At 71.8% G+C, this 23,301-nt stretch carries 20 protein-coding genes; 10 read left to right on the forward strand and 10 right to left on the reverse strand.

Annotation, left to right across the window (positions count from 1 at the left end; genetic code table 11):
• The first annotated feature begins 46 nt into the window (after window positions 1–46).
• Window positions 47–1,405, forward strand: a complete 1,359-nt coding sequence (locus tag Sru02f_RS18515) for a type III PLP-dependent enzyme domain-containing protein (protein WP_109031118.1) — start codon at window positions 47–49, stop codon at window positions 1,403–1,405.
• A gap of 34 nt (window positions 1,406–1,439) precedes the next feature.
• Here the strand turns inward: Sru02f_RS18515 and Sru02f_RS18520 are convergent, their stop codons facing one another.
• The 4 genes from Sru02f_RS18520 to Sru02f_RS18535 all read right to left on the reverse strand — a co-directional run bounded on the left by Sru02f_RS18520 (window position 1,440) and on the right by Sru02f_RS18535 (window position 7,535).
• Window positions 1,440–3,386: an alkyl/aryl-sulfatase gene (locus tag Sru02f_RS18520; protein ID WP_109031119.1), complete on the reverse strand. Its 1,947-nt coding sequence runs from the start codon at window positions 3,384–3,386 to the stop codon at window positions 1,440–1,442.
• Window positions 3,383–4,732: an MFS transporter gene (locus Sru02f_RS18525; protein WP_109031120.1), complete on the reverse strand. Its 1,350-nt coding sequence runs from the start codon at window positions 4,730–4,732 to the stop codon at window positions 3,383–3,385. The genes Sru02f_RS18520 and Sru02f_RS18525 overlap by 4 nt, the downstream gene beginning before the upstream one ends.
• A 61-nt stretch (window positions 4,733–4,793) precedes the next feature.
• A complete protein-coding gene (locus Sru02f_RS18530) occupies window positions 4,794–5,963 on the reverse strand; it encodes an acyl-CoA dehydrogenase family protein (RefSeq protein WP_109031121.1) in 1,170 nt (389 codons plus the stop codon).
• Between the two features lie 15 nt (window positions 5,964–5,978).
• On the reverse strand, window positions 5,979–7,535 hold the full coding sequence (locus tag Sru02f_RS18535) for an acyl-CoA synthetase (RefSeq protein WP_109031122.1): 1,557 nt from the start codon (window positions 7,533–7,535) through the stop codon (window positions 5,979–5,981).
• Window positions 7,536–7,649: 114 nt separating this feature from the next.
• Between Sru02f_RS18535 and Sru02f_RS18540 the strand changes: the two genes are divergently transcribed.
• Both Sru02f_RS18540 and Sru02f_RS18545 read left to right on the forward strand, forming a co-directional pair.
• Window positions 7,650–8,294 (forward strand): TetR/AcrR family transcriptional regulator, encoded by a 645-nt coding sequence (locus Sru02f_RS18540; RefSeq protein WP_174855044.1) that lies wholly within the window; start codon window positions 7,650–7,652, stop codon window positions 8,292–8,294.
• A 94-nt stretch (window positions 8,295–8,388) separates the two neighbouring features.
• Window positions 8,389–9,573 carry a serine hydrolase domain-containing protein gene (locus Sru02f_RS18545; RefSeq protein ID WP_167469418.1) on the forward strand — a complete coding sequence of 395 codons (1,185 nt, stop codon included), beginning with the start codon at window positions 8,389–8,391 and terminating at the stop codon, window positions 9,571–9,573.
• Between the two features lie 108 nt (window positions 9,574–9,681).
• On the opposite strand, the gene Sru02f_RS18550 is transcribed toward Sru02f_RS18545, so the two are convergent.
• The gene (locus Sru02f_RS18550; RefSeq protein ID WP_167469419.1) at window positions 9,682–11,046 is read right to left on the reverse strand and encodes a hypothetical protein; all 1,365 of its coding nucleotides are present in this window, start codon (window positions 11,044–11,046) and stop codon (window positions 9,682–9,684) included.
• 167 nt (window positions 11,047–11,213) lie between these two features.
• Window positions 11,214–12,101: a helix-turn-helix domain-containing protein gene (locus Sru02f_RS18555; RefSeq protein ID WP_109031125.1), complete on the reverse strand. Its 888-nt coding sequence runs from the start codon at window positions 12,099–12,101 to the stop codon at window positions 11,214–11,216.
• A 90-nt stretch (window positions 12,102–12,191) separates the two neighbouring features.
• Here Sru02f_RS18555 and Sru02f_RS18560 point away from each other — a divergent pair, with 90 nt between their 5' ends.
• Window positions 12,192–13,133: an alpha/beta hydrolase gene (locus Sru02f_RS18560; protein ID WP_109031126.1), complete on the forward strand. Its 942-nt coding sequence runs from the start codon at window positions 12,192–12,194 to the stop codon at window positions 13,131–13,133.
• Here Sru02f_RS18560 and Sru02f_RS18565 read toward each other — a convergent pair.
• Together Sru02f_RS18565 and Sru02f_RS18570 are read right to left on the reverse strand one after the other, a co-directional pair.
• The gene (locus Sru02f_RS18565; protein ID WP_109031127.1) at window positions 13,094–15,973 is read right to left on the reverse strand and encodes a toll/interleukin-1 receptor domain-containing protein; all 2,880 of its coding nucleotides are present in this window, start codon (window positions 15,971–15,973) and stop codon (window positions 13,094–13,096) included. The genes Sru02f_RS18560 and Sru02f_RS18565 overlap by 40 nt on opposite strands.
• A gap of 201 nt (window positions 15,974–16,174) precedes the next feature.
• Window positions 16,175–17,095 (reverse strand): LysR family transcriptional regulator, encoded by a 921-nt coding sequence (locus tag Sru02f_RS18570; RefSeq protein WP_109031128.1) that lies wholly within the window; start codon window positions 17,093–17,095, stop codon window positions 16,175–16,177.
• Between the two features lie 127 nt (window positions 17,096–17,222).
• On the opposite strand from Sru02f_RS18570, the gene Sru02f_RS18575 reads away from it, so the two are divergent.
• From Sru02f_RS18575 to Sru02f_RS18585, 3 genes are all read left to right on the forward strand, one after another.
• The gene (locus Sru02f_RS18575) at window positions 17,223–18,056 is read left to right on the forward strand and encodes an inositol monophosphatase family protein (protein ID WP_109031129.1); all 834 of its coding nucleotides are present in this window, start codon (window positions 17,223–17,225) and stop codon (window positions 18,054–18,056) included.
• A 47-nt stretch (window positions 18,057–18,103) separates the two neighbouring features.
• Entirely contained in the window at window positions 18,104–18,748 is a 645-nt protein-coding gene (locus Sru02f_RS18580; protein ID WP_109031130.1) for an NADPH-dependent F420 reductase, read from the forward strand.
• Window positions 18,749–18,861: 113 nt separating this feature from the next.
• The gene (locus Sru02f_RS18585) at window positions 18,862–19,230 is read left to right on the forward strand and encodes a VOC family protein (RefSeq protein WP_109031131.1); all 369 of its coding nucleotides are present in this window, start codon (window positions 18,862–18,864) and stop codon (window positions 19,228–19,230) included.
• A gap of 30 nt (window positions 19,231–19,260) precedes the next feature.
• Here Sru02f_RS18585 and Sru02f_RS18590 read toward each other — a convergent pair whose 3' ends face one another.
• On the reverse strand, window positions 19,261–19,416 hold the full coding sequence (locus tag Sru02f_RS18590) for a hypothetical protein (RefSeq protein WP_244941778.1): 156 nt from the start codon (window positions 19,414–19,416) through the stop codon (window positions 19,261–19,263).
• On the opposite strand from Sru02f_RS18590, the gene Sru02f_RS18595 reads away from it, so the two are divergent.
• The 3 genes from Sru02f_RS18595 (at window position 19,397) to Sru02f_RS18605 (ending at window position 22,448) form a co-directional block, all read left to right on the forward strand.
• Window positions 19,397–20,290, forward strand: coding sequence for a LysR family transcriptional regulator (locus Sru02f_RS18595; RefSeq protein WP_109031132.1), 894 nt, complete (start codon window positions 19,397–19,399; stop codon window positions 20,288–20,290). The genes Sru02f_RS18590 and Sru02f_RS18595 overlap by 20 nt on opposite strands.
• A 392-nt stretch (window positions 20,291–20,682) precedes the next feature.
• Entirely contained in the window at window positions 20,683–21,462 is a 780-nt protein-coding gene (locus tag Sru02f_RS18600) for a phosphoglycerate dehydrogenase (RefSeq protein ID WP_373103727.1), read from the forward strand.
• 98 nt (window positions 21,463–21,560) lie between these two features.
• Window positions 21,561–22,448, forward strand: a complete 888-nt coding sequence (locus tag Sru02f_RS18605) for an Nramp family divalent metal transporter (RefSeq protein ID WP_244941779.1) — start codon at window positions 21,561–21,563, stop codon at window positions 22,446–22,448.
• Here the strand turns inward: Sru02f_RS18605 and Sru02f_RS18610 are convergent.
• Entirely contained in the window at window positions 22,401–23,285 is an 885-nt protein-coding gene (locus Sru02f_RS18610; protein ID WP_109031134.1) for an aldo/keto reductase family oxidoreductase, read from the reverse strand. The two genes, Sru02f_RS18605 and Sru02f_RS18610, sit on opposite strands and share 48 nt — an antisense overlap.
• Between the last annotated feature and the right edge of the window lie 16 nt (window positions 23,286–23,301).

Consider the following 23,301-nt stretch of genomic DNA (forward strand, 5'->3'; position numbering starts at 1 on the left):
GCTCCCACGAGCGCCGTGCACGACGACACCTCTGGAGTGTGGTGCAGTGACTTCCGGTTCCCTCCACCAACGCGGCAGCGCCCGTGAGGCCGCGCTCGCACGGGCGGTCGAGGACGGCCTGCTGGGCCCGCGAACGCCCCTGGTCGGTCTCCTCGACGTCGACGGCGTGCTCGCCGCCGTCGACGCGCTGAACGAGGCGTTCGAGGGACCCGCCCCGGTGCAGCACACGTTCGCGGCGAAGGCGTGCGGGCTGGTGCCGGTGCTGCGGCTGCTCGCGGCGGCGGGCATGGGCTGCGAAGTGGCCTCGCCCGGCGAGCTGGAGCAGGCGCTGGCGGCCGGATTCACCTACGACCGGCTGGTGTTCGACAGCCCCGCCAAGACCGTCGAGGAGCTGGAGTTCGCCCTGGCCCACGGCATCGCGATCAACCTGGACAACTTCCAGGAGATGGCCCGCGTCGACGGCCTGCTGGCCGGCCGGGAGGCCTCCGGACCCATCGGACTGCGGGTGAACCCGCAGGTCGGTGCGGGAGCCATCGGCGCGATGAGTACCGCCACCGCGACCTCCAAGTTCGGCGTCGCGCTGCGCGACGAGGGCGCCGTCGACGCGGTGATCGAGGCCTTCGCGCGCCGGCCCTGGCTCAACCGGCTGCACGCCCACGTCGGCTCCCAGGGCTGCCCGCTGCCGCTCATCGCCCAAGGGGTGCGGGCGGCGTACGAACTGGCCGAGCGCATCAACAAGGAGCTGGGACGCGCCCAGATCACCGGGCTCGACATCGGCGGCGGCCTGCCCGTCAACTTCGACGGCGAGGACGACCGTCCGACGTACGCCGACCACGTCGCCGAGCTACGCTCCGCCGCACCCGGGCTGTTCGACGGCCGCTACGCTCTGATCACCGAGTTCGGCCGTTCCCTGCTCGCCAAGAGCGGCACCATCGCCTCGGTCGTCGAGTACACCAAGTCGGCCGGCGGCCGCCGGATCGCTGTCACGCACGCCGGTGCGCAGGTGGCCACCCGCACGGTCTTCATGCCGGACGCCTGGCCGCTGCGCGTCGGGGTGTTCGACGCCGCGGGCCGGCCCAAGCAGGGCCCGGCCGAGGTCGTCGACATCGCGGGCCCGTGCTGTTTCGCCGGTGACCTGACCGCGACGGGGCGCGAGCTGCCGGCCGTCGAACCGGGCGACGTGGTGGCCCTGTACGACACCGGGGCGTACTACTTCTCCTCGCACTTCTCCTACAATTCCCTGCCGCGTCCCGCTGTCTACGGGTACCGGACGGATTCCCGCGGGCAGATCGCCTTCGCGCTCGTGCGCGAGGCCCAGAGTGTGCGCTCCGTCGTCGAGGAGAGCGGACTCGCCCAGGCGGACGCCCTGGTGGCACTGGGCACGGGCCGGGCCGCGGAGCGGTAGTCCACCGGCGGGGGTCCGGACATCGGGCATCGGCTCAGGGAGTGACCACCGGGAAGCGGCGGTCCGGAGTGTCCAGGACCGACAGGAGCCGCACCAGCTGCGTGCCGTCGCCCGTCATGGTGACGCCGTCGGTGCCCCTGCCGGCGAGCACCGCGAGGAGCTGCGCCCTGGTCATCGTCATGGTCAGCCCCGCGTCGGGGTCGGGGCTCGCGTCGCTGGTCCAGGTGAGGACGCCGTTGGCGAGCCGAAGGTGCCAGTAGGTGTCGCCGATGTGCCAGTCGACGGCCAGCCGCAGCGACCACGCCTCGGGCCCGTTGACGCGTACGGCCAGGCCGTCGATGAGCTGTCCGACCGTCAGTGCCCGGTGCAGATCCGGTCCCGAGGTGGGCTTGGGAGCCGGCTCGGCTCCGTGCACGAGCTCCCGGGCGCCGGTGAGGAAGAAGTTGCGCCACACCGCGTTCTCCGCGGCCCGGCCCAGGCGGATGTAGAGCGTGGCGAGCTGCTGCTTCGCCCTGGTGTCGGACGGGTCGTTGAAGACGGCGTGGTTGAGGAGCGTCACGGCGAAGCGCAGGTCGCCGCGCTCGCTGTAGTGCCGCGCGCGGGCACGTACGGCGGCCTGTCCGCCGAGCGACTCGACCCACCGCCGTGCCTCCTCGGCCGGCGGGTGTTCCCACAGGTGCGCGGGGTTGGCGTCGAACCAGCCCATGTAACGCTGGTAGACGGCCTTGACGTTGTGGCTGAGGGAGCCGTAGTAGCCGCGGTTGGCCCACACCTGCTCCAGCTGCGGCGGAAGGCGCAGGCTTTCCGCGATCTCGGTGCCGTTGAGGCCCATGTTGATCAGGCGGACGGTCTGGTCGTGCAGATAGCCGTAGAGGTCCCGCTGCCGGGTGAGCAGGGCGACGATGTCGTCGTTGCCCCAGGTGGGCCAGTGGTGGGAGGCGAACGCCACGTCGGCCGTGCCCGTGCAGAGGCCGATCGACTCCGTCAGGTATCCCGCCCAGGCGTGCGCGTCGCGGACCTGTGCGCCGCGCAGCGTCAGGATGTTGTGCATCGTGTGGGTGGCGTTCTCGGCCATGCACACGGCTCGCAGGTCGGGAAGGAGGAAGTTCATCTCCTCCTGGCACTCCGTACCGGGAGTCAGCTGGAAACGGAACCTCACCCCGTCGAGGGTGACCTCCTGCCCGGTGACCTCGATGTACCGGGTGGGCGGGATCAGGCCGATGGTGCCGGTGGAGACCGCCAGCCCGAGTCCGCAGCCGACCTGGCCGGCGGCGTCGGTGGGCAGGTTGGTGCCGTACATGTAGCCCGCGCGGCGGGACATGGCGGGACCGGCGTAGACGTTCTCGCTCACCGCGTGCTCCATGAAGCCCTTCGGCGCGAGTACGGGAACGCCCTCGGTGTCGTCGGGCAGGACGCCCCGGCAGCCGCCGAAGTGGTCGACGTGTGGATGGGTGTAGATCATGGCCTCGACCGGGCGGTCCCCGCGGTGCGCACGGTAGAGCCGGAGCGCCGCGGCCGCGGTCTCCGCGGAGGTCAGCGGGTCTATGACGATGATGCCGGTGTCGCCCTCGACGACGGTCATGTTGGCCAGGTCCAGGCCACGGACCTGGTAGATCCGGTGCGTGACCTCGTAGAGCCCCTGGCGGGACAGGAGCCTGGCCTGGCGCCAGAGGCTCGGATCGACCGTCGTGGGTGAGGTCTCGGCGGCGTCCGTGAGGAAGCGGTAGGCGTCGGTGTCCCAGGCGGTGCCGCCGGAGGGCGTGGTGATGGGTCCACCGGTGTACGCGGCGACGAAGCCACGGTCGGCGTCGGCGAAGTCGGTTCGGTCGTCGTAGCGGAGATCGCCGGTGTGGGTGGGAGTCGGTGTCCCGGAGGGACCTGGGCCGGGCGACGCCTCGGCCGTTTGCGCGTTCAGGGGCACGGTCGCCGCGGCGGCGCCCGCGGCAGCGGCGACGAAGCCGCGCCGGTTCATCGGATTCATGCGTGTACACCCTTCTCGGGGTCGGTCGCGGGGTGGAGCAGGCCGAGGCGTCGCGCGTCGTGTTCCGGCCGGATGGCGATGACGGCCGCGGCGCCGGCGAGGAGCATCACCGCGGCCGCGATGAGGAACCCGGTCGTGTAGCCGGAGGACGCCGTGTCCGCCGTGTCGATGAGGCGACCGGTGACGAAGGGGGCGATCAGTCCGGGGAGGGTGCCCGTCGCGGCGACGATGCCGAAGACAGCGCCGCGCCGGGCCCCCGGGACGACCTCGGCGGCGGTCACGTAGTGCAGGGGGATCGCGACGGCGACCGTGCCGAAGGCCACTGCGACCAGGAGCAGGCGGACGACGGCGCCGTCGGTGAAGGGGAAGGCGGCCATGGCACAGCCGGCGACACATACCGACGTTCCCTGTACGGCACCGCTGGACCAACGGCTGGACACCCCGCGCGCCTTGAGGGCGTCCACGAGCGGCGTGACGGTCAGCAGCAGTACGAGGCTGAGGGCGGAGATGGCGCTGATGGTGGTCGCCACCGCGTGGGGACTCATGTCGAGCTGGGTCCTGAGGTAGGCGGGCAGCCAGGCATGGGCCAGAGCGAGCGCCCAGGCGGCTCCGAAGGCGCTGGCGATGCTGCCGAGCACGGTTCCGGTGAGCAGCAGTCTGCGGTAGGGCAGGTGTCTCACGGGCCGTGGGACGTCGGCCCGAGGCGGGCGTGTCTCGTCGAACGGCCCGTCATGACCCGTCCGCCGCCACACCAGCGCCCACAGCAGGCTGACCACCGCCAGGACGGCGTACGCCGATCGCCATCCGAAATCCGTGATCAGCCAGGTGAGTACCGGCGCGGAGACCAGGGTGCCGATCGCGGCGCCACCGATCTGCAGGGCCGAGGGCAGCCCGCGCCGCTCGGGCGGGAACCACTTGTACAGCGCGTGCATGGACATCGAGGCCGCCGGGCCTTCCGCGACCCCCAGCAGGACGCGGCCCGCGATCAGCGTCGGGACCGCCGCCACGGCCAGCACGGGCAGCTGGGCGACCGCCCACAGCAGCGCCATGACGAACAGCATGGTCCGGCTGGAGACGCGCGAGGAGAAGAATCCGACGACGAGTCCGGAGAGACTGAAGAACAGGTAGAAGGAGCTCGAGATCAGCCCGTAGGTGCTGTTGCTGATGTTCAGCTCGTCCATGATCGGGACGGCGGCGAGGCCGAGTACCGACTTGTCGGCGAAGTTGATGACCATGAAGGTGACGATCATGGCCGTCACCAGCCAGGCGCGGCGGCGGTCGTACGGACGGCCGGCGGGCCGCCGGGCGGAGCGGTCGGCGGGGGGCGCGGAGGATCGGGCTGCCATGGGTGACTCCTGCGGATGCGGGGCGGCCACCGGCGGGCGCGGACCGCCGGTGGCGCCGGGGTCAGACGAGTGCCTTGACGATGGCGTTCTTGTGGATCTCGGTCGTGCCGGTGACGATCCGGAACATGCGCAGGGACCGGAAGATCTGCTCCACCTCGTGACCGCGTGTCAGGCCGTCCTTGCCGTGGATCTGCACGGCCTGGTCCGCCGTGCGGAAGCAGGCTTCGGCGGTGAACAGCTTGCACATGTTCGCCTCCACCGCGATGTTCTCGCCGCGGTCGGCCTTCGCGGCGGTGGCCAGGACCATCGACCGCGCCGCGTAGAGGTCCGTGGCCATGTCGGCGAGTTTGTGCTGGATGGCCTGGAGCGCGAGCAGCGGCTGCCCGAAGGCGACGCGGGTCTTCGCGTGGTGGACGGACAGGTCCCAGGCCCGTCGCGCGGCACCGATCAGGGAGGGACAGTGGAGCAGCCGGTTGAGCGTGATGCGGCCGATGCCGATGCGCAGCCCCTGGCCGATCTCCCCGAGCAGGTTCGCGACCGGGACGCGGCAGTCCTCGAAGACGAGGTCGCCCTCCATCTGCTGGCCCGACATGGGCACGGCGCCGTCCAGGACACGGCAGCCCGGGGTGTCCAGATCGACGAGGAAGGCGCTGTACGTCTCCTCGCTGTCCGCCATCCGGGCGACGACGACCGCGAAGTCGGCGAACGGCGCGGCGGAGCTGAACACCTTGTGCCCGTTCAGTACGTAGCTGTCGCCGTCCCGCGTCGCGGTGGTCCGCATACGCCGTACGTCCGAACCCGCGTCCTGTTCGGTGAGGGAGAAGCAGCAGGCGCGCTCGCCCCGGACCACCGGGAGGAGGTAGCGCTCCCGCTGCTCGTCGGTGGCGTACTTCACGATCGCGCCGACCCGCAGCGGTCCGCCCATGTCGCCCAGGACCGAGTGGGACAACGCCGCCCCGGAGGCGGTGAGTTCCTCCTTCAGGGCGCACAGTTCGGTGAAGCTCAGCCCCTGGCCGCCGAGTTCCGGCGGCAGGCTGATGCCGTAGAAGCCGAGCTCGGCGCTGCGTTTCCAGACGCTCTCCAGCGTGGCCCGGTCCAGTTTGCTCTCGGGGGTGATGCCGTGTGCCCGCTCGTACGGGAGGAGTTCGTCGGTCAGGTAGGTGCGCAGCCGGCCGACCAGATCCTCCAGGCGGGGGTTGTCGTCGTAGCGGGGCGTGAGGGTGAAGGGCATGGCGTGGTTCCCTGTTCAGTGGACGCGGCGCTCGGCGCCGGACCAGTAGGTGTCGCGTATGGCGCGGCGGTCGATCTTGCCGTTGGGGTTGTGGGGAAGCGCGGCGACGACGTCGACGGAGCGGGGCTTCTTCATGCGCGCCAGGTGCTCGGCGCAGAAGGCGATCAGTTCCTGCGCGTCGAGCGTGACCCCCGCCCGCGGGACGACGACGGCCTTGACCGCCTCGCCCCACTGCTCGTCGGGTACGCCCACGACCGCGGCCTCGAAGACGCCCGGATGCTGGTGGAGGACGGACTCGACCTCGACGGCGTAGATGTTGAAACCGCCGGAGATGATCATGTCCTTCTTGCGGTCGACGATGAAGACGTAACCGTCGCGGCGCCGCCGCGCCAGGTCGCCGGTGAGGAACCAGCCGTCGCGAAAGCTCCGCGCGGTCAGTTCCGGCTCGTTGTGGTAGCCGGGAACGACGTCGGGCCCGCGGACCGCGATCTCGCCGATCTCGCCGTCCGCCACCGGATCGCCGCCGTCGTCGACGATCCGTACCTCGGCCTCGGCCAGCGGGCGGCCGCAGGACAGCAGCAGTTCCTCGTCGTCGCCCTCGACGGCGCGGCGGTGGTCCTCCGTGGAGAGGAACAGCACCCCGGAGGTCGTCTCGCCGCATCCGTAGCCCTGGCTGAGCACGGGGCCGAAGAGGTCCCAGGCCGCCCGGACCCGGGCCGGTGACATGGGCGCGGCGCCGTAGAGCAGGTGGCGGAGGCTGGAGAGGTCGTGGTCGCGGGCGTTCTCCAGCGCGAGGACCGTGTTGACCATGGTGGGGACGAGGAAAGCGTGGGTGGCACGCTCCCGTTCCACGGTGGCGAGGAACTCCGCGGCGTCCCAGCGCGGCAGCACGACGGCGCATCCGCCGGCGAAGAAGATGCCCATCAGCGGCATGCCGGAGGCGTGGGTGACGGGTCCGGCGAGGATCTGCCGGTCGCCCGGCCCGACCCGAGTGGCCTGGTTCATCACCGACTTGCGCAGCAGGGCCAGCCGATTGCCGTAGGTCTGCACGGCCGCCTTGAGCTTCCCGGTGGAGCCGGAGGTGAAGTGCAGGACGGCGATGTCGTCCTCGGTGCACTCCACGTCGACGGCCTCGCGGGGGGTGGCCGCGAGGAGCTCCGGGTAGCCGGGCCCGAGGTCGGCGGGACCGTCGTAGCCGATGACGGCCTTCACGCCCGAACCGGGCACCGCCCGCCGCGCCGTGTCCAGGTGGGCGGCGTCGGCGAGCAGGACACGGGCGTCCGACTCCCGCAGCAGATGGGCGACTTCGCCGTCGCCGAGGCGGGCGTTGACCGGCGCCCGGGTCAGGCCCGCCTTGTAGAGGGCGACCTCCGTGACGACCAGCTCCGCGCGGTTGGCCGCGAGCGTCGCCACGCGCTCGCCCCGGCTCAGGCCCAGCCCGGTGAGCGCGGCCGCCAGCCGGTCGCTGTGGTCGTCGAGTTCCGCATACGTCAACCGGACGTGGCCGCAGACCACCGCCTCCGCGTCCGGGTGGTGCTCCGCCGTCCGGCGTACGTAACGCCCGAGGTTCATCGCCGCCTCCAGAGTTTCGAAACAATGTGTTCAGTATCAATCGGGTTGTCGGGCAAGGTACGGGCAGCGCTAGGGTCAGGTCAACGGTCCTGACGAGAAGGAATCGAAGTGGACATGAAGCCCGAAGACCGCCGCGTCCGGCGGACCCGCGCCGCGCTCCGCAAGGCCTTGGTCGAACTGGTGCTGGCCAAGGGGTTCCAGGCCATCACCGTCGAGGAGATCACCGAGCGGGCCGACATCGGCCGGGCCACCTTCTACGCGCACTACCGGGACAAGGAGGATCTCCTGGTCGGCATCGTCCGCGACCTCGCGCAGGACCGTGAGCGTCTGCTGCCGGCCGTTCGGCAGGCGCACGCCCAGGGCTTCACCGGTCTGCCGGTCAAGTACATCTTCGAACACGCCGCCCAGGAACGGGGCGTCTACCAGGTGATTCTGCGGGGAGAGGGTGACGGGCGGGCGCTGCGGGAGTTCACCGAACTCATCCGCTCGCACGCCGAGATGGCCTTCCGCGACCGGGCGCGGCAACTCGGCGTGGAGCCGAGGATCCCGCTCGGCATCGTCGCGCGCGCGTGGACCGGAGAACTCATCTCGGTGCTGGGCTGGTGGGTCGAGAACGACACGGGTTACACCGCCGAGCAGATCACCGCCCACCTGCGGGATCTCTCCGTCTACGGCAGGGTCTGGGCCACCGGGCTGACCCCGGTGGACGCGCCCGGAGCCGTCGACCTCCCCGGGGGGCGGGGTGCCGAACCCCGGTAGTCACGCTCTGGCGATCGACCCCTTCCTCCGTTTCCGAACAGCGTGTACGGTATCGATCTCGTGATGAGCTGATACCGAACGAGCGGAGCGAGATGTGACCGGCACGGACTCACTGGCGGACCTCGTCTGGGCGCGCGGCTTCACGGACCCGGCCTGGGCGCGACGACACACGACGGCAGGCCGGGAGATCCTGCCCAGCCGTCGCGTCTGGCGCGGCCGGGGCGGCCCCGGTGACCTGCCGGCGTCGCCGCCGGGCGCCCTCGACGGCCTCCGCGTCACCGGCTCGTACGGACGTACTCTCACCCTCGCCGAACTTCTCGCAGAGGCCGAGACCGACGCCCTCCTCGTCCTGCACCGGGGCAGGCTCGTCCACGAGGAGTACCGGCACGGCTACGAGGCCCACGTCCCGCACTTCAACGCCTCGGCCGCCAAGTCCTACCTCGGTCTCGTGGCCGCGACCCTCGCCCACGAAGGACACCTCGACCGGGACGCCCGGGTCACCCGGTACGTGCCCGAACTCTCCGGCACCGCCTTCGGAGACGCCCGGGTCGACCACCTGATGCACATGGGCACGCGGATGAGCTACGCCGGCCGCCCGTACGACAAGGCCCTGGAGGCGCAGCGCTACTTCGCCGTCCTCGCCCCGCGGCTGCGCCCCTACGGCTACTCGGGGCCCGCGACCATCCGGGAACATCTCGCCACCGCCAGGGCCACGGGCGAGCCCGGCACGGAGTTCCGCTACGAGAACGGCAACGTCGAGGCGCTCGCCGAGGTACTGCGACGGATCACCGGGCTCAGCACCTCGGCGCTGATGTCCGAGATGATCTGGTCCCGGATCGGGGCGGAGGAGGACGCCTACTACCTCGTCGACGCGGACGGCGCCGAGGCGGCCTGCGGCGGCTTCAGTGCCACCGCGCGCGACGTGGCCCGCCTCGGCGAACTCGTCCGCCGCGGCGGGGCCGTGGGCGACCGCCAGATCGTGCCGGAAGCGGTGACCGCCCTGGCCGGGAGCGTCCCCGACGGCTATCCGCGGCGCGTTCGCTTCCCCGCGGCGCCGGCCGACTCGCCGGCCACCCTCTCGTACCACGACCTGTGGTGGATCCTGAACGACCCGTACGGATCCTTCATGGCCAGCGGCATCCACGGTCAGCGCCTGTTCGTCTCACCCGCCCTGGACCTGGTCGTCGTCCACTACGCCTCCCAGGTGGTCTCCCCGGCGGTCCCTCAGGTCCCCCTGGTCCAGGCCTTCCTGTCGATCGGTGTGCACCTCAACGCGTGAGGCGGGACAGGGCCGGCAGCTGCCGTTCGCTCCGTCGGCGGTGTGCCCGGTCACCACCGGCGAAGTCGCCCGTGACCTGCGAGAGCACCGGGCAGCTTCCAGGCGGCGTCACCGCCCGGGCCGTCGCGACCGGCCGAACCAGGGACGCAAGGAACGCAAGGAACGCCAGAAACGCCGGGATCGTCGCTCGGACGTGGCGGCGTCCCGGGCGGGCAACCGCAGCGATATCCGGCGGCGGGCGAGCAGACCGACCAGGATCAGCAGCAGGAACGGCGACCAGGCGATCGCGTACGCGACACCGTAATGCCGGAAGTCCAGGATCGACCGGCTCGGGTCCACGTCGCTGCTGTTGACGCCGAAGTACGCGAGGAGCAGCGCGGGCGGGAGCGCGATGAGCGAGCCGACGGCGATCACCGCCGCCAGTACCCGGTCACGGTCCTCGGCGTACTGCTGGGCCGCCGTCTCGAGGCCGACGCGGCGCGTGGCGAGGACGGCGTTCACGCGCTCGACGATGCGGGAGGTGTTGGCCAGTGCGTCCGCCAGTGACGAGACGTCGCGCAGTGACGCGTGGAAGCTCTCGACCAGCAGCTCCGGTACGAGGATCGTGTCGGCGTACACCTCGACGCTGAAGCTCAGGTCGAGCTGGAGATCGTTGAGCCGGTGCGAGAGCTGCGCGACCAGGGCACGGGCGTCGTCCGTCGTCTCGACCGCGGCCGCCCGGTCCAGTTCCAGTGCCTCGAACGCCTGGCGTCGGATGCGGTGCACGGCCGCGACCGCGGTGAGGATGCCGGCGGCGGCCAGCCCGAACGCGTTCTCCACCGGCGGTGCGTAGCCGACGATCAACGACACGCCTCTGCCGTGCGCGACCATGGTCTGGCCGGCGTTGTTCAGCGTCTCGGGCCGTCGAATGCCCAGGGTGGCGCCGGTACCGCTGTCCAGCGTGCCGCGCAGCACTATGGTCACCACGTCCTGGCCGACCGCGTCGCCGGGCACGTGCTCCGCCAACAGCCTTCCCGCCAGGGCCGCTCCGGGAAAGACGCTCTGGTGGACGTTCCGGCCGAACTCGAGCGGTTGCCGGTCCGCGGTCCGGTCCGTGAGGCCGTACGCCCGTAAGCGCTCGTCGAGCCATGCGGTCAGCGGCACCCCGCCGACGCGGGTGGCGGAGCGGTCCTGCCAGGTGGCATAGAGGGTTTCGGCGATCGTGTCCGAGTCGCCCGCCTCGTCCGGGACTTCGACGTCCACGAAGAGCAGCGGGTCCTGGCGAGGGGTGACGGCCAGGGTGATGCCCGCACCGTCGACCCGGGCCGCGTTCGGCGGCAGCGTGATCTCGGAGACGCGCTCGTGCAGCACCAGCCGGGGCAGCAGCAGTCCGGCGGCTTCGACGTGGGCGGTGAACCGGCCGAGACCGAGCGCCTCGGACAGTGGACGGAGCCTGTCGTCGGGAACGTGCACCTGCGGCGTGAGGTGGTACATCAGAAGCAGGCGGGTACGAACCCTGACCGCTGCGTCGGACCGTGGCACAAGGCCCCCCTCCGGCTGACACCCGTGTGGGGCAGCAGCCTAGGGCCTGTCTGACAATTCCCGTCTGCCGCGCTTCGGGCGACGACGCGAATTGTCAGACAGGCCCTGGGGGCCGCGGATCACCGCGCCGAGACCCCGGCGATTTCGCCACCGCCACCGGGCACGCCGGGACCGGTCGGCCCCGACGTGACGGCGCCCAGGTCGCGCAGGGCGCGCAGGCCGTCATGGGAGGGAGTGCCGGGCGCGGCGGTCAGGGCGATGAGCTGCTGGTCCGGGTCGGCCGTGTCGGTGAGCGCGGACCAGTCGAGGGTGAGTTCGCCGACCACCGGGTGGCGCAGGTCTTTGGTCCCCGCGCTGCGGACGGCCACGCGATGGTCCTGCCACCAGGTCCGGAAGTCCGGGTCCTGCGCGGACAGTTCTGCCACCAGCGCCGACAGACGCGGATCGTGCGGATCCTGGGCCGCCTCCATGCGCAGCTGCGCCACGCAGGCCCGCGCCATGTAGGGCCAGTCCGTGTACAGGGCCCGCACCGCCGGGTCGCGGAAGACCAGACGGACGAAGTTGCGTTCGTCCCGCGGCAGCAGCGCGAAGTCGGTGAACAGCGCGGCGGCCGGTGGATTCCACGCCAGGATGTCGGTGCGCCGGCCGAGGACGAGGGCCGGAGTGTGGGTGAGATCGTCGAGCAGACGCCGCAACTGGGGACGGACCTGCTGTCCGGGCCGCCGCGGCGGTCGGCCGGCGTCCTTGCCCGAGAGGTCGAAGAGGTAGGCACGCTCGTCCGCGCTGAGCCGCAGCGCGCGGGCAAGCGCGTCCAGCACCGGTTCGGAGGCCCGGCGCCGTCCCTGTTCCAGACGGGTGTAGTGACCGGGGCTGATCGACGCGAGCACGGCGACCTCCTCCCGGCGCAGGCCCGGGACCCGTCGGCGCCCGTCGTCGGGGAGCCCGGCCGTCGGGGGGCTCAGCTCCCTGCGCCGTGCCTTGAGGAAGTCACCCAGTTCGCTGCTCATGTGATCGAGTCTCGCACCGCGGGCCGGCCCGGTGAGGGGGCCGACCCTGGCCCATTGTCCCGGCGTGCGGCACCCGCCAGGGTCGAGGGCATGAAGACCGACGTCACCTTCCGCAGCAGTCGTCTCACGCTCGCCGGCACCCTCTTCCTGCCCGGCACACCGACCGCCGGCCGGCTCCCGGCCGTCGTCATCGGCCACCCCGGCGGCGGGGTCAAGGAGCAGACCGCGAGCGTCTACGCCGAGCGCCTGGCCCGGGAAGGCTTCGCCGCACTGGTCTTCGACGCCGCCCACCAGGGCGAGAGCGAAGGGGAGCCGCGCGGCCTGGAGAACCCCTTCCAACGCGCGGAGGACATCAAGTCGGCCGTGAGCTTCCTGGTCACCCGCGACGAGATCGATCCGGACCGGATCGGCGCCGTGGGCATCTGCGCCTCCGGCGGCTACGTCCCCTACGCCGCCCAGACCGACGTGCGCATCAAGGCGGTCGCCACGGTCAGCGCGGTGGACCTGGGTTCGGTGATGCGCGACAGCTCCGGCCCCGCCCGGGATCCACGGGCCCTGCGTTCCATGCTCGAACGCGCGAGCGCCGCACGCACCGCGGAGGCACGCGGCGAGCCCGTCCCCCGGCAGGAGTGGATCACCGAGGCCGTGGACGCCGAGACCCGCGAGTACTACCGCACCCCACGCGGCCACCACCCCGGCGCGGTCCAGCCCTGGCCGGTCCGCAGTCTCGACCAGATCATCCAGTACGACTCCTACGCCCTGATCCACCTCATCGCGCCCCGCCCGCTCCTGATGATCGTCGGTTCCGAGGCCGTCACGGCGCACTTCAGCCGCGATGCCATCGAGAAGGCAGCCGAGCCCAAGGAACTCTTCGTGATCGACGGCGGCACCCACGTCTCCCTCTACGACCGGGACGAGCACGTCACCCCGGCCGTCGCCAAGCTCACCGCCTTCCTCACCACCCACCTGCGGCAGGGCGCTCCTCGCGTCCCTCAGCGACAGGGATCCGCCACGTCCAGGTCCTTCAGATAGCGGTCCCGTTCCCGGGCAGGCAGGGGCTGGCTCACCAGGCCGCACAACAGGTCGTGCCAGGCCGCCACACCGACCGTGCGGCGCACGACCCTGTGGTCGGGGCCGAGCGTGAGGATGTCGTCGCCGGGGCCGGGGACGACCTGCATGCCCTCGTTGGGCTGCACGGAGCCGGCCGGGGGGTCGGTGGTCCAGATGTCGAGCTGATCGCCGCTGCCGGCGTCCAGGACGCGTACCCCCCGGGTGCTGTCGGTCATGAACCCCTGGAAGAGCAGACGGCCGTCCCGGCTGAACGCCACGACGTCGCTGTCGTCGGGCAGGTACCCGGTGGCGCGCACGCGCTCGCCGGAGTCGAGCCGTACGACGTACACATGGCTCTCCATGTCCGCGAAGGCCGCCTGCCTGCCCTCGTGGTCGACACTCATGTCCACGGGCTGGGCCTCGCTCGGCAGGGTGGTGTGGGCCACCTGCGCGAAGGCGTGATCGCCGTCCCAGCGGAAGGTGTCGACACCGTCGTCGTTCAGGAGAACCAGCGTCCTGCGATCCCCGCTCAGGGCGAACCTGCCGGAGTCCTCCGCCACCGTGCTGCGGGTGCAGGTGCGGGTGTCGAGCAGTTCCACGCCGCCGTTCCATTCGCCGACCACGTACCGGTCGCCCGGGAGGAAGGACAGGCCGGGGCGGCGGATCAGCGAGAAGGAGGATCCGCCGACGGCCGTCCCGCAGTCCGTGCGCCTTCCGGTACGCAGGTCCCAGATGTCGAACCGCCCTTCGTCCTCGAAGCCCTCCACGCTCTGCATGCCGACGTATCGCTTGTCGCCGCTGAGCGTGTAGGCCGTGTCCTCCAGGTTCACCGACAGGTTGGCGTACGGAATCACGCCGAGCCTGCGGCCCGTCCCCGGATCCCAGAACTCGGTGCGCCCCTCGGACCGGTGCACCGCCATCCGACCGTCGTGGGTCAGATCCCCGTAGGTGAACTCTTTCTCGTCGAAAGCCACTTGCTGCCCCCGTCGGACCCCGGTGGTGAAGAGGTTGAGCTCTCCGCCGTACGAGGCGACGACCACCTGGGTGCCGTCGGCCGACATGGCGATGGTGCTGGCCGGCCGGGTCAGCCGGCCCAGTGTCGTACCGGGCCGCAGCGCGGCGTCGTAGAGCCGGACCGTGCCGTCCTGCCCGCCCAGCAGGAAGGTCCCCTTGTCGTCGGCGACCGTCATGTCCTCGTACGGCCCCAAGGACCGGACGGCGGTGCGGCGGCGCTGTTCCAGGTCCCACACCTCGGCACGCCTGGACGTCCGGGTCAGGGCCTTGCGCGCCCCGTCGAACAGGAGAACCTCGCTGTACTGCAGGGCTTCCGCCGTGCTGCCCGGCATTCCGGGCAGGGACCGGGCCGCCTCCCAGCGCGTCGAGTCCGTCCGGAACTCCCGGACCTCCCGACGGTCCCTGTCGACCAGGGTCAGCCGGGACCCGTCCGCGGAGAAGCCGAGGCCCACCCTGGCGTCGCCCACCGGAACGCGGGTGATCTCGCGCCCGTCGGACGCGCGCCACACGACCGCGAACGCCTCACCCTCCGGGGTGTAGTGCGAGGCCGCCACCCACCGTCCGTCGGATGAGAGTGCCAGGGCGTGGAGCCCGTGACCGGCGCGGGGGAGGTTCTCCGTGTGCCCGGTGGCCATCGTGCTCAGGAGTCTGCCGGACCGGGTGTCCCACAGTTGGACCCGGTTGAGGTAGACCTCCATGGCCAGGATCCGGCCGTCACGGCTCAGCGCCCTGGGCGTGCCCTCGGCGCGCACCACGCCCGACTGCCGGGCGGAACGCACGTCGTAGAGGCGCACGACCCGGTCCTCGTCGAACACCGAGCGGTATGCCGCAGTCGTACCGTCCCCGCTGAGGACGACGTCCGTGGCGGCCGGACGCGAGGCACCCCGCATGTCCGTCACGGAGTCGGCGTCCGCCCGCAGCCGCCGTCTGGCGTACGGCGCGGCGGTCACGGCCTGGGCCAGAGCGCGTCGGGACTCCGGGGTGGACCTGGTCTCCTCGGCGTACAGGGCGTACTGCGCGGCCTGGTTGGGGCTGGTCCCGAGCAGTTGCCCGGAGCGGGCGGCGAGCGCCTGGGAAGCGGAGGTACGGGCCTGGGACAGGGCCTCTTCGCGCTGTCTGCTGGCGTCGAAGAAGCCGTAGACCGCAAGGACGAGCAGCGCCACGAGCAGGGCGACGCCCGACCAGCTCAGCCGTTTGACGAACCGGAGCTGCCGGAAGTCGTCGTGCTCCAGCTCTTCCTTGGGACGGCCGTGCAACGGCGATGCCAGGGTGGCGACCGCGGCACGGAACGGTGGGTAGCGCATGGAGTGATGGGACCGTTCCCCGATCTCCCGGAGGTCCACCCAGAGCGGCGCGGCCGTGAAGTGGCCCGCCAGGTTTCGCGGCAGGGAGGTGGTCTTCTGCCAGTCGAAGTCGCCGGCCCTGTCGTCCCACACGATCTCACCGCTCGCGACGGCGATGAGCAGGTGCTCCGTGTCGCGCTCGCGCAGCCAGTAGTCGACTTCCCTGGCCACCCAGGGCGAGGCGGCGGCCTCCGGGGAGGCGAGCAGGATGAGATAGCGGGAGCGTGCCAGTTCGAGCTGGATCGACTGCCACAGGTCGTGGTTGGCCGGCAGGCTGGTGACATCACGGAACACGCTCATCCGCATGGGCCTGAAGCGCGAGACGGCCAGCCGCTCCAGGCCGCGCTGGAGTTTTTTCGCGAGCGGCGCGTTCTTGCTCTGGCTGTACGAGATGAAGGCGTCGCGCTGCTTCGCACCGACCGGCTCCACCGCTCGCGCCTCGGTCTCTTCCACGGCATCGCTCATGGCGTCCCCCGTGCCCCCTCCGCAGGTACCTGTTGCCTCTGACGTGCGGCATCAACTCCTGTGCCTATCATGCCCGTTGTTGCTCCGCTGGCTCACCCGCACCGCCACGCCCCGACCGCTACCGCGCCGACGGTCGCCGGCCGTCGGCCGTCGGCGTCGTCGGGCCCCTGAGCGGCCCGTGCACGGCAGGGCGAAGGGCCGCTACTGGTCGGGGGTGGCCGGCGGGGTGAACGGGGCCCGGAGGATGCGGATGGCTGTCTCGCGCAGCCAGGTGTGGGCGGGGTCGTTGTCGTGGCGCCGGTGCCAGAGCAGGCAGAGGGGTACTTCGGGCAGTTCGATCGGCAGCGGGAGTGTGATCAGGCCGAGCTGGTGGCGGATCGAGCGGGTGACGGCGTCGGGCAGGGTGACCACGAGGTCGGTGTCACGGGCGAGTTGCAGCGCGGTGGCCGTGGTGGGGGCGGAGGCGATGACGCGGCGCTCGTGGCCGCGTTCGGCCAGGACGCCGTCGATCCGGTCGCGCAGGCGCCCGCGCCGGGAGACGGTCAGATGAGGGACCGCCGCGTACCTCTCGGCGGTCACGGGCTGTTCGGTGAGCGGGTGGCCCGGGCGGACGGCGAGGACGAGCCGGTCGTGCCCGACGAGGCGGTGACGGATGTCGGGCAGGGACGGCGGGCCGGCACTGGAGGCGAGGTCGACCTCGCCGCGACGCAACTCGGGGGTGTCGTCGCCGGGTTCGGCGGTGAGCCGCAGTTGCACCCCCGGGGCCTCGCGGTGCACCGCGACGATCAGTGCGGTCCCGCAGGTGGTGGTGAGGGCATCGTGCCAGCGGACGGTGAACACCCGCTCCAGGGCCGCCAGGTCGAGTTCGGACTGGGCGGACAGCAGGTGGTGGGCCTGCTGCACGAGCGCGTGGACCTCGGTGCGCATGGCAAGCGCACGGGTGGTGGGCGTCATGTGACGTCCGGTACGGACCAGGATCTGGTCCCCGGTGGCCTTGCGGATACGGCCCAGAGAGCGGCTCATCGCCGGGGCGGTCACGTGGAGGCGGGCAGCGGCCCCGGCCACACTGCCCTCTTCCAGCAGGGCGTCCAGAGCGGTGAGCAGATTCAAATCCAGTTGCATGACAGTAACTGTACGAGTGAGAACCATGCACTTGTTGTTAACGGTCCAGGCTTCTACCTTCGAGGTGCGGGGCCCGGGGGAAAGCGCCCGAGGTCGCCCCGCTTCCACCAAGACCAGGGAGTACGCCATGAGCACAGCCATGCCTTCCGGCCTCGACACCACGCTCCTGCCCGCGGTGACCGCCGCGGTGCGGGCCGCCGGAGTCACCCTGCGGGAGCGCCGCACGACCCACGCCCGAGGCGTGAGCCTGGAGGAGGTCGTCGGCGAGATCCACGCCAATGACGAGGCGGTCCTCGCTGTGCTGCGCGAGCCGCTGCTGAAGGCCCGTCCCGGGGCGCGCTGGGTGGAGGACGAGCTGGCGGGCGGGGCGCTCCCGCCGGGCGAGTGGTGGGTCTGCGACCCGGCGGAGGGCAACATCAACCACGTCCACGGCCTGCCCGACTGGGCCGTCACCGCCACCCTGGTGCGCGACAACCAGCCGGTCCTGACGGTCGTTCACCTCCCGCTGACCGGCGACACCTACACCGCCACCGCCGGCGGCGGCGCCCATCTCAACGGCCGTCCCCTGACCGTGTCGGCCAAGAGCGACCTGGGCGCCGCGCTGGTCGGCACCGGACAGGCCCGGCCCGGCGAGAGCACCGACACCTTCCGCCGGATCGGCGAATCGGTCACCGCCATGCTCACCGCCGGCCTCGTGGTCCGCGTGTCGGTCCCGGCCACGCTGCAGCTCATCCACGTCGCCGCCGGACGCATGGACGCCTTCTGGCAGTTCTCCGACGTCCGCTCCGGCCTGGTCGCCGGCGCCCTCCTGGTCACCGAGGCCGGAGGGACCGTCACCGACCTGGACGGCAGGCCCTGGACCGCGGCCGGCCGCGACTTCCTGGCCGCCGCACCCCGCATTCACGCCACCGCGCTCGACGTCCTCTCCGCGATCCGGCCGACAGGCCGACCGTCGATCTGACCTCCTCCGTCCACCCGAACCAGTCAGTCCGCAAGGAGCAAACCACCATGACCAGCATCGGGATCCTGGGCGCCGGCCGCGTCGGCACCACCCTCGCCCGCACCCTCACCGAGGCGGGACACCGCGTCACCCTCGGCCGCCGCGAACACGGCGCCGAGACGGGCACGCCGCCTTTGGCGGGATCCGCCGTCCGCTACGCCGACCACGCCACCACGGCCCGCACCGCTGACGTCGTCATCAACGCCACCCCCGGCGACAGCACCCTCGACCGGCTCACCGCCCTGCGGGCCGAACTCGCCGGCAAGATCCTCATCGATGTCTCCAACGCCACCCACGACGCCGCCGACGGCCTGCCCGGCGACCTGTGCCACCCCGGCGGCAGCCTCGCCGAACGGCTCCAGGACGCTCTGCCCGACACCCGCGTCGTCAAGACCCTCAACACCATGCTGTTCATGGTCATGACCGCCCCGGGAACGCTGGCCACCCCGCCCACCGCCTATCTCTCGGGAAACGACGAGCAGGCCAAGCAGACCGTCACCGGTCTTCTCGGCGACCTGGGCTGGCAGCCCGGGTGGATCGAGGACCTCGGCGACATCACCACGGCCCGCGCCACCGAAGCCATGATCCTCGTCGTCCCCCACATCATCCGCCGCAACGGCTTCACGCCCTTCGCCGTCTCCGTTGCCCGCTGACCCGCACGGAGGTGGGTGCGGCGTTGTCCGGGCCGAGCAGACGGTGTCGCCGATGAGTTCCGCCTCCTCGAACGGTCTCACCCAACGACACGACCGTTCCCGACAGGAGTGCCATGTCCACCATTCAGCCAGTGATCCTTACCGCCGACCACGACGTCCTGCTCGACTTCTACACGCAACTGTTCGGCGCCGAGGAGATCTTCCGGGTACCGGAGAAGGGTCCGGTCTTCTACCTCGGCCTGCGCATCGGCGACACCGACCTCGGGCTGGTGGCCAAGCCGGACCCGGGGGACCGAGAGGCGCCGCGGATCCTGCTCAGCATCGGTGTCGACGACGTCGACGAGACACTCGGCCGGGTGGCGGCGCTGGGCGGCACGGTCCGTCGCGGCCCCAACGACATGCCGTGGGGCCAGCGCGTCGCCCACATCCAGGACCCCGACGGCAACCCGGTGAACCTCACCCAGCCCGTTGCGGCCTGGTGAGGCGCCTGGACCGGCGGAGCGCGCAGCCGCTCACTCCAGCGGCTCGTGGTTGACCCAGATCGCCTTGTAGGGGTGGCGGCCCTGCCGGCGCTCGATGAGGCCGACGGCCCCGGGCAGGGCGAAGATCGCGTCGAGGGCGTCCAGGTCGGCCAGGCGCAGTCGCACGATGGCGCTGGCGACGGCCACCGGGGCGTGGTCGTCGCCCGGGACGCCGATGTGGTGCGGCCTGGCGATCGCGCAGCCGGCCCTGTCCAAGGCGATCCGGCGGCTGGAATCCCGGCTCGGAGTGCGGCTGCTGGATCGCTCCAGCAGGCACGTCACCCTCACCACCGCCGGCGAAGCGCTTCTGCACCATGGCCGGCACGCGCTCAACGCGGTCGGCGCGGCTGCCGAGAAGACCCGCCGGGCCGGTGACCGGCAAGCCCACCTGCGCCTGGTGATCAAACCCGGCGGGGACGGAAACCTGCTGTCCGGCATCCTCGCCGGCTACGCCGGCCGGCCCGACGCCCGCCAGGTCGACATCATCTTCGGCGGAGCCACCGACCGCGCCGATCACGTCCGCGACGGCCGTGCCGACGTCGCCCTGTTGTACGCGCCGTTCGACGACATGACCGGCCTGGACCACGTAACCCTGGCAGTCGAAGGACGGGTCGCGATCCTGCCTCCGGACCACCGGCTCGCCGCTCGCCCGGAGGTCACCCTCGCCGACCTCGCCCAGGAGACACTGCCACGCTGGAAAGGCGTGCGCTGGACCGGAGCACCCGAGGCCAGGCCGGGTCCCGAGGTCACGGACGCGGCCGAAGTCATGCAGATGATCAGGCTGGGGCGCACCGTCGCGATCCTTCCCCGCTCACTGGCCCGGCCTCTGCACCCCGACCTCGTCTACCGTCCCGTGACCGACGCCCCCGACAGCGAGCTCGTCGTCGCGTGGTCGCAGGACGACCGCCGTCGCCTGGTCGCCTCCTTCGTCGCCGCCGCCGTGGATGCCGCGGGTCAGTCGTCGCCCGATGCCGACGGGCCCCGGCCAACGGCCGGGCCGGCCCGCCCGCGTCGTCGCTGACCGCGTCAGCCCGCGGGCGCTTCGGCCGGCCGTCCTCAGGCCGCGTCCGGGGGAGTGGGCCGCTCCCGTCCGGCTTCCTCCAGGGGATCGGCCAGCACCACCGCGATCCCGCGAGCGGTGAACGGCGCCACGTCGGCCTCCGTCGCCGCCGACGTGGTCCACCTCCAGCAGATCGCCGCCACCCACCTGGCGGCCGCCCGGGGGGAGCGGGCATGAGCACGCCGGGCCACACCACGCTCATCACCACCCCCACCTTCGCCCGCCACTCGGCCGACCCCTGGACCCTGCTCGCCGAGGGCGGCGCCGGTCCGGTCCGTCCCCGCGAGGACGGCGCACTGCCGCACGACGAAGTGCTGCGGTGGATGGCCGGCGCCGACGCGCTCGTCGCCGGCATGGACGCGGTCACCGCCGAGGTCATGGACGCCGCCCCGAAGCTGAAGGTCATCGCCAAGCACGGCGTCGGCACCGACACCATCGACCTCGCGGCCGCCCGCGACCGCGGCATCCCCGTCGTCTGCGCGCCCGGCTCCAACTCCCGGGCCGTCGCCGAGTACACCTTCGGGCTCGTGCTCGACGCCGCCCGCCGGATCAGCGCCTCCCACACCGCCGTCACCGAGGGCGGCTGGCCCAAGCTCTTCGGTCCGGAACTGCACGGCCGGACCATCGGCGTCGTCGGCTTCGGCCGGATCGGGCGGCTCGTGGCCGGCTACGCGCGCGCCTTCGGCATGCGGGTACTCGCCCACGACCCGTACGTCCCCGACGACGCGGTGACGGCCGCACAGGCCGAGCCCGCCACGCTCGACGCGCTCCTCGCCCACGCCGACGTCGTCACCCTCCACCTGCCGCCCGCGGCGGAACCACTGCTGAACGCCGCCCGGCTGCAGGCCATGAAACCCGGAGCGATCCTCGTCAATGCGGCCCGCGGCGACCTCGTCGACGAGACCGCGCTGGCCGCCGCGCTGCACTCCGGCCACCTGTCCGCCGCCGCCCTCGACGCCTTCACCGCCGAGCCCCTCCCCGAATCCCACGTCCTGCGCACCGCTCCCCGCCTCACCCTCACCTCGCACATGGCCGCCTGCACCCCGCAGGCCAACCGCGCGATGGGCCTGATGGTCGCCGAGGACGTCCTGCGCGTCCTGGCCGGCGAACCCCCGCACCACCCGGCCGGCTGATCCGTCCCCCTCCCCGCCACGTCACCCCCCATTGCTCGCCCCGTCCTGTTTGCCTTCCGCTCCGGCGACGGCGCCGGAACCAGCAAAGGAACACCGTCATGTCGACCACCGCCCCCGCCCGTGCGGCGGAGCACGCGCAGACCGATCCGTACGCCCTGCGCCCCGAGGACGCCCGTCCGGCTCCCGAGACCTTCCGCGACCGGCTCCGCCATCTCGGCCCGGGCTTCGTGCTGTCGGCCGCCGTCGTCGGCTCCGGCGAGCTGATCACGACCACCGCGCTCGGCGCCAAGGCCGGCTTCGCGCTGCTGTGGCTGGTGGTCCTGTCGACCGCGGTCAAGGTCTGGGTCCAGATGGAACTGGCCCGCTGGACCATCCTCAACGGGCGCACCGCGCTGGAGGGCTACCGCGAGGTCGGCCCGCGCATCGGTCGGCTGAGCTGGATCAACTGGCTCTGGATCGGCATGGACTTCGCCAAGATGTTCCAGCGCGGCGGCATCATCGGCGGTACGGCGGCCGCCTGTTCGGTGCTGTGGCCGGTCGTCGGCGACCCCCTGAGCTGGGGCTCGCTGGCCCTGTGGGCGGTCGTCGTCACGCTCGCCGCGATCTGCCTGCTCCAGTCCGGCAAGTACAGCCTGGTGGAACGGGCCTGCCTCGTCTCCGTCGTCGTCTTTCGGCGGCATCGGCGGCGGGATCTTCCTGCTGGCCGTGGTCGTCGCTGTCTGGCGACTGCGCCACACCGGAGTGCCGGCACGCTTCCGCACCAATCCGTGGCTGACCGCGGCGCTCGTCGTCAGCAGCGCCGCGATCCTGTGCGTCGGCGTGTACGGAGTCCTGAAGACCGTGGGAGTCGTCGCGGACTAGCGGGTGGAGCGGCGGCCCGCGACACCGGGTACTCCCTCGACGAGCTCCTGATCCCCAGGGGGCCCGAGCGGGCGGGGCTAATGCCCGATCCTGTCCAACTCGGCGAGTTCCTCGTCGGAGAGTGAGAGCCCCGCGCCGGCCACATTCTCGCGCAAGTGCGCCACCGACGAGGTGCCGGGAATGAGCAGGATGTTCGGCGACCGCCGCAGCAGCCAGGCCAGGGCGACGGACATCGGTGTCGCGCCCAGCCGGGTGGCCACGGCGGACAGGGCCGTGGACTGCAGCGGGGTGAAGCCGCCCAGCGGGAAGAAGGGCACGTAGGCGATGCCCTTGTCGGCGAGTTCGTCGATCAGCTCGTCGTCCTGGCGGTGGACGAGGTTGTACATGTTCTGGACGCACACGATCGGTGCGATCGCCTGTGCCTCGGCGACCTGTTCCGCGGTGGCGTTACTCACCCCGAGGTGCCGGATCAGACCCTGATCCTGAAGTTCGACCAGGGTTTCGAAGGGCTCGGCGAGCGAGCCGGGCCGGGGGCCCTGAGCGTCGCCGAGCCGGAGGTTGACCACGTCGAGCGAATCGAGTCCGAGGTCCTCGAGGTTCTCGCGGACGGCCCGGCGCAGATCCTCGGGCCGACGGGCAGGGGGCCAGCCGCCCTGCTGATCGCGGACCGCGCCGACCTTGGTCACGATGTGCGCCGACGCGGGCCCAGGGCGCAGCGCTTCACGGATCAGCCGGTTGGTGACACGAGGTCCGTATGCGCCGGCCGTGTCGATGTGGGTGATCCCCAGGGCGGCGGCCTCGCGCAGGACGGCGAGTGCGCCCTCGCGGTCGGCGGGCGGGCCCATCACCCCGGGGCCGGCGAGTTGCATGGCGCCGTAGCCGAAGCGGGTGACGGTCAGGTCGCCCAGGGTCCAGGTGCCGCCCGGCAGTGACGTGGAGGGGGTGTTCACGGTTTCGCTCATGCCGAAGATGTTCGCT

The organism is Streptomyces rubrogriseus, assembly GCF_027947575.1.
In the GTDB taxonomy this organism is placed as follows: Bacteria; Actinomycetota; Actinomycetes; order Streptomycetales; family Streptomycetaceae; genus Streptomyces; species Streptomyces rubrogriseus.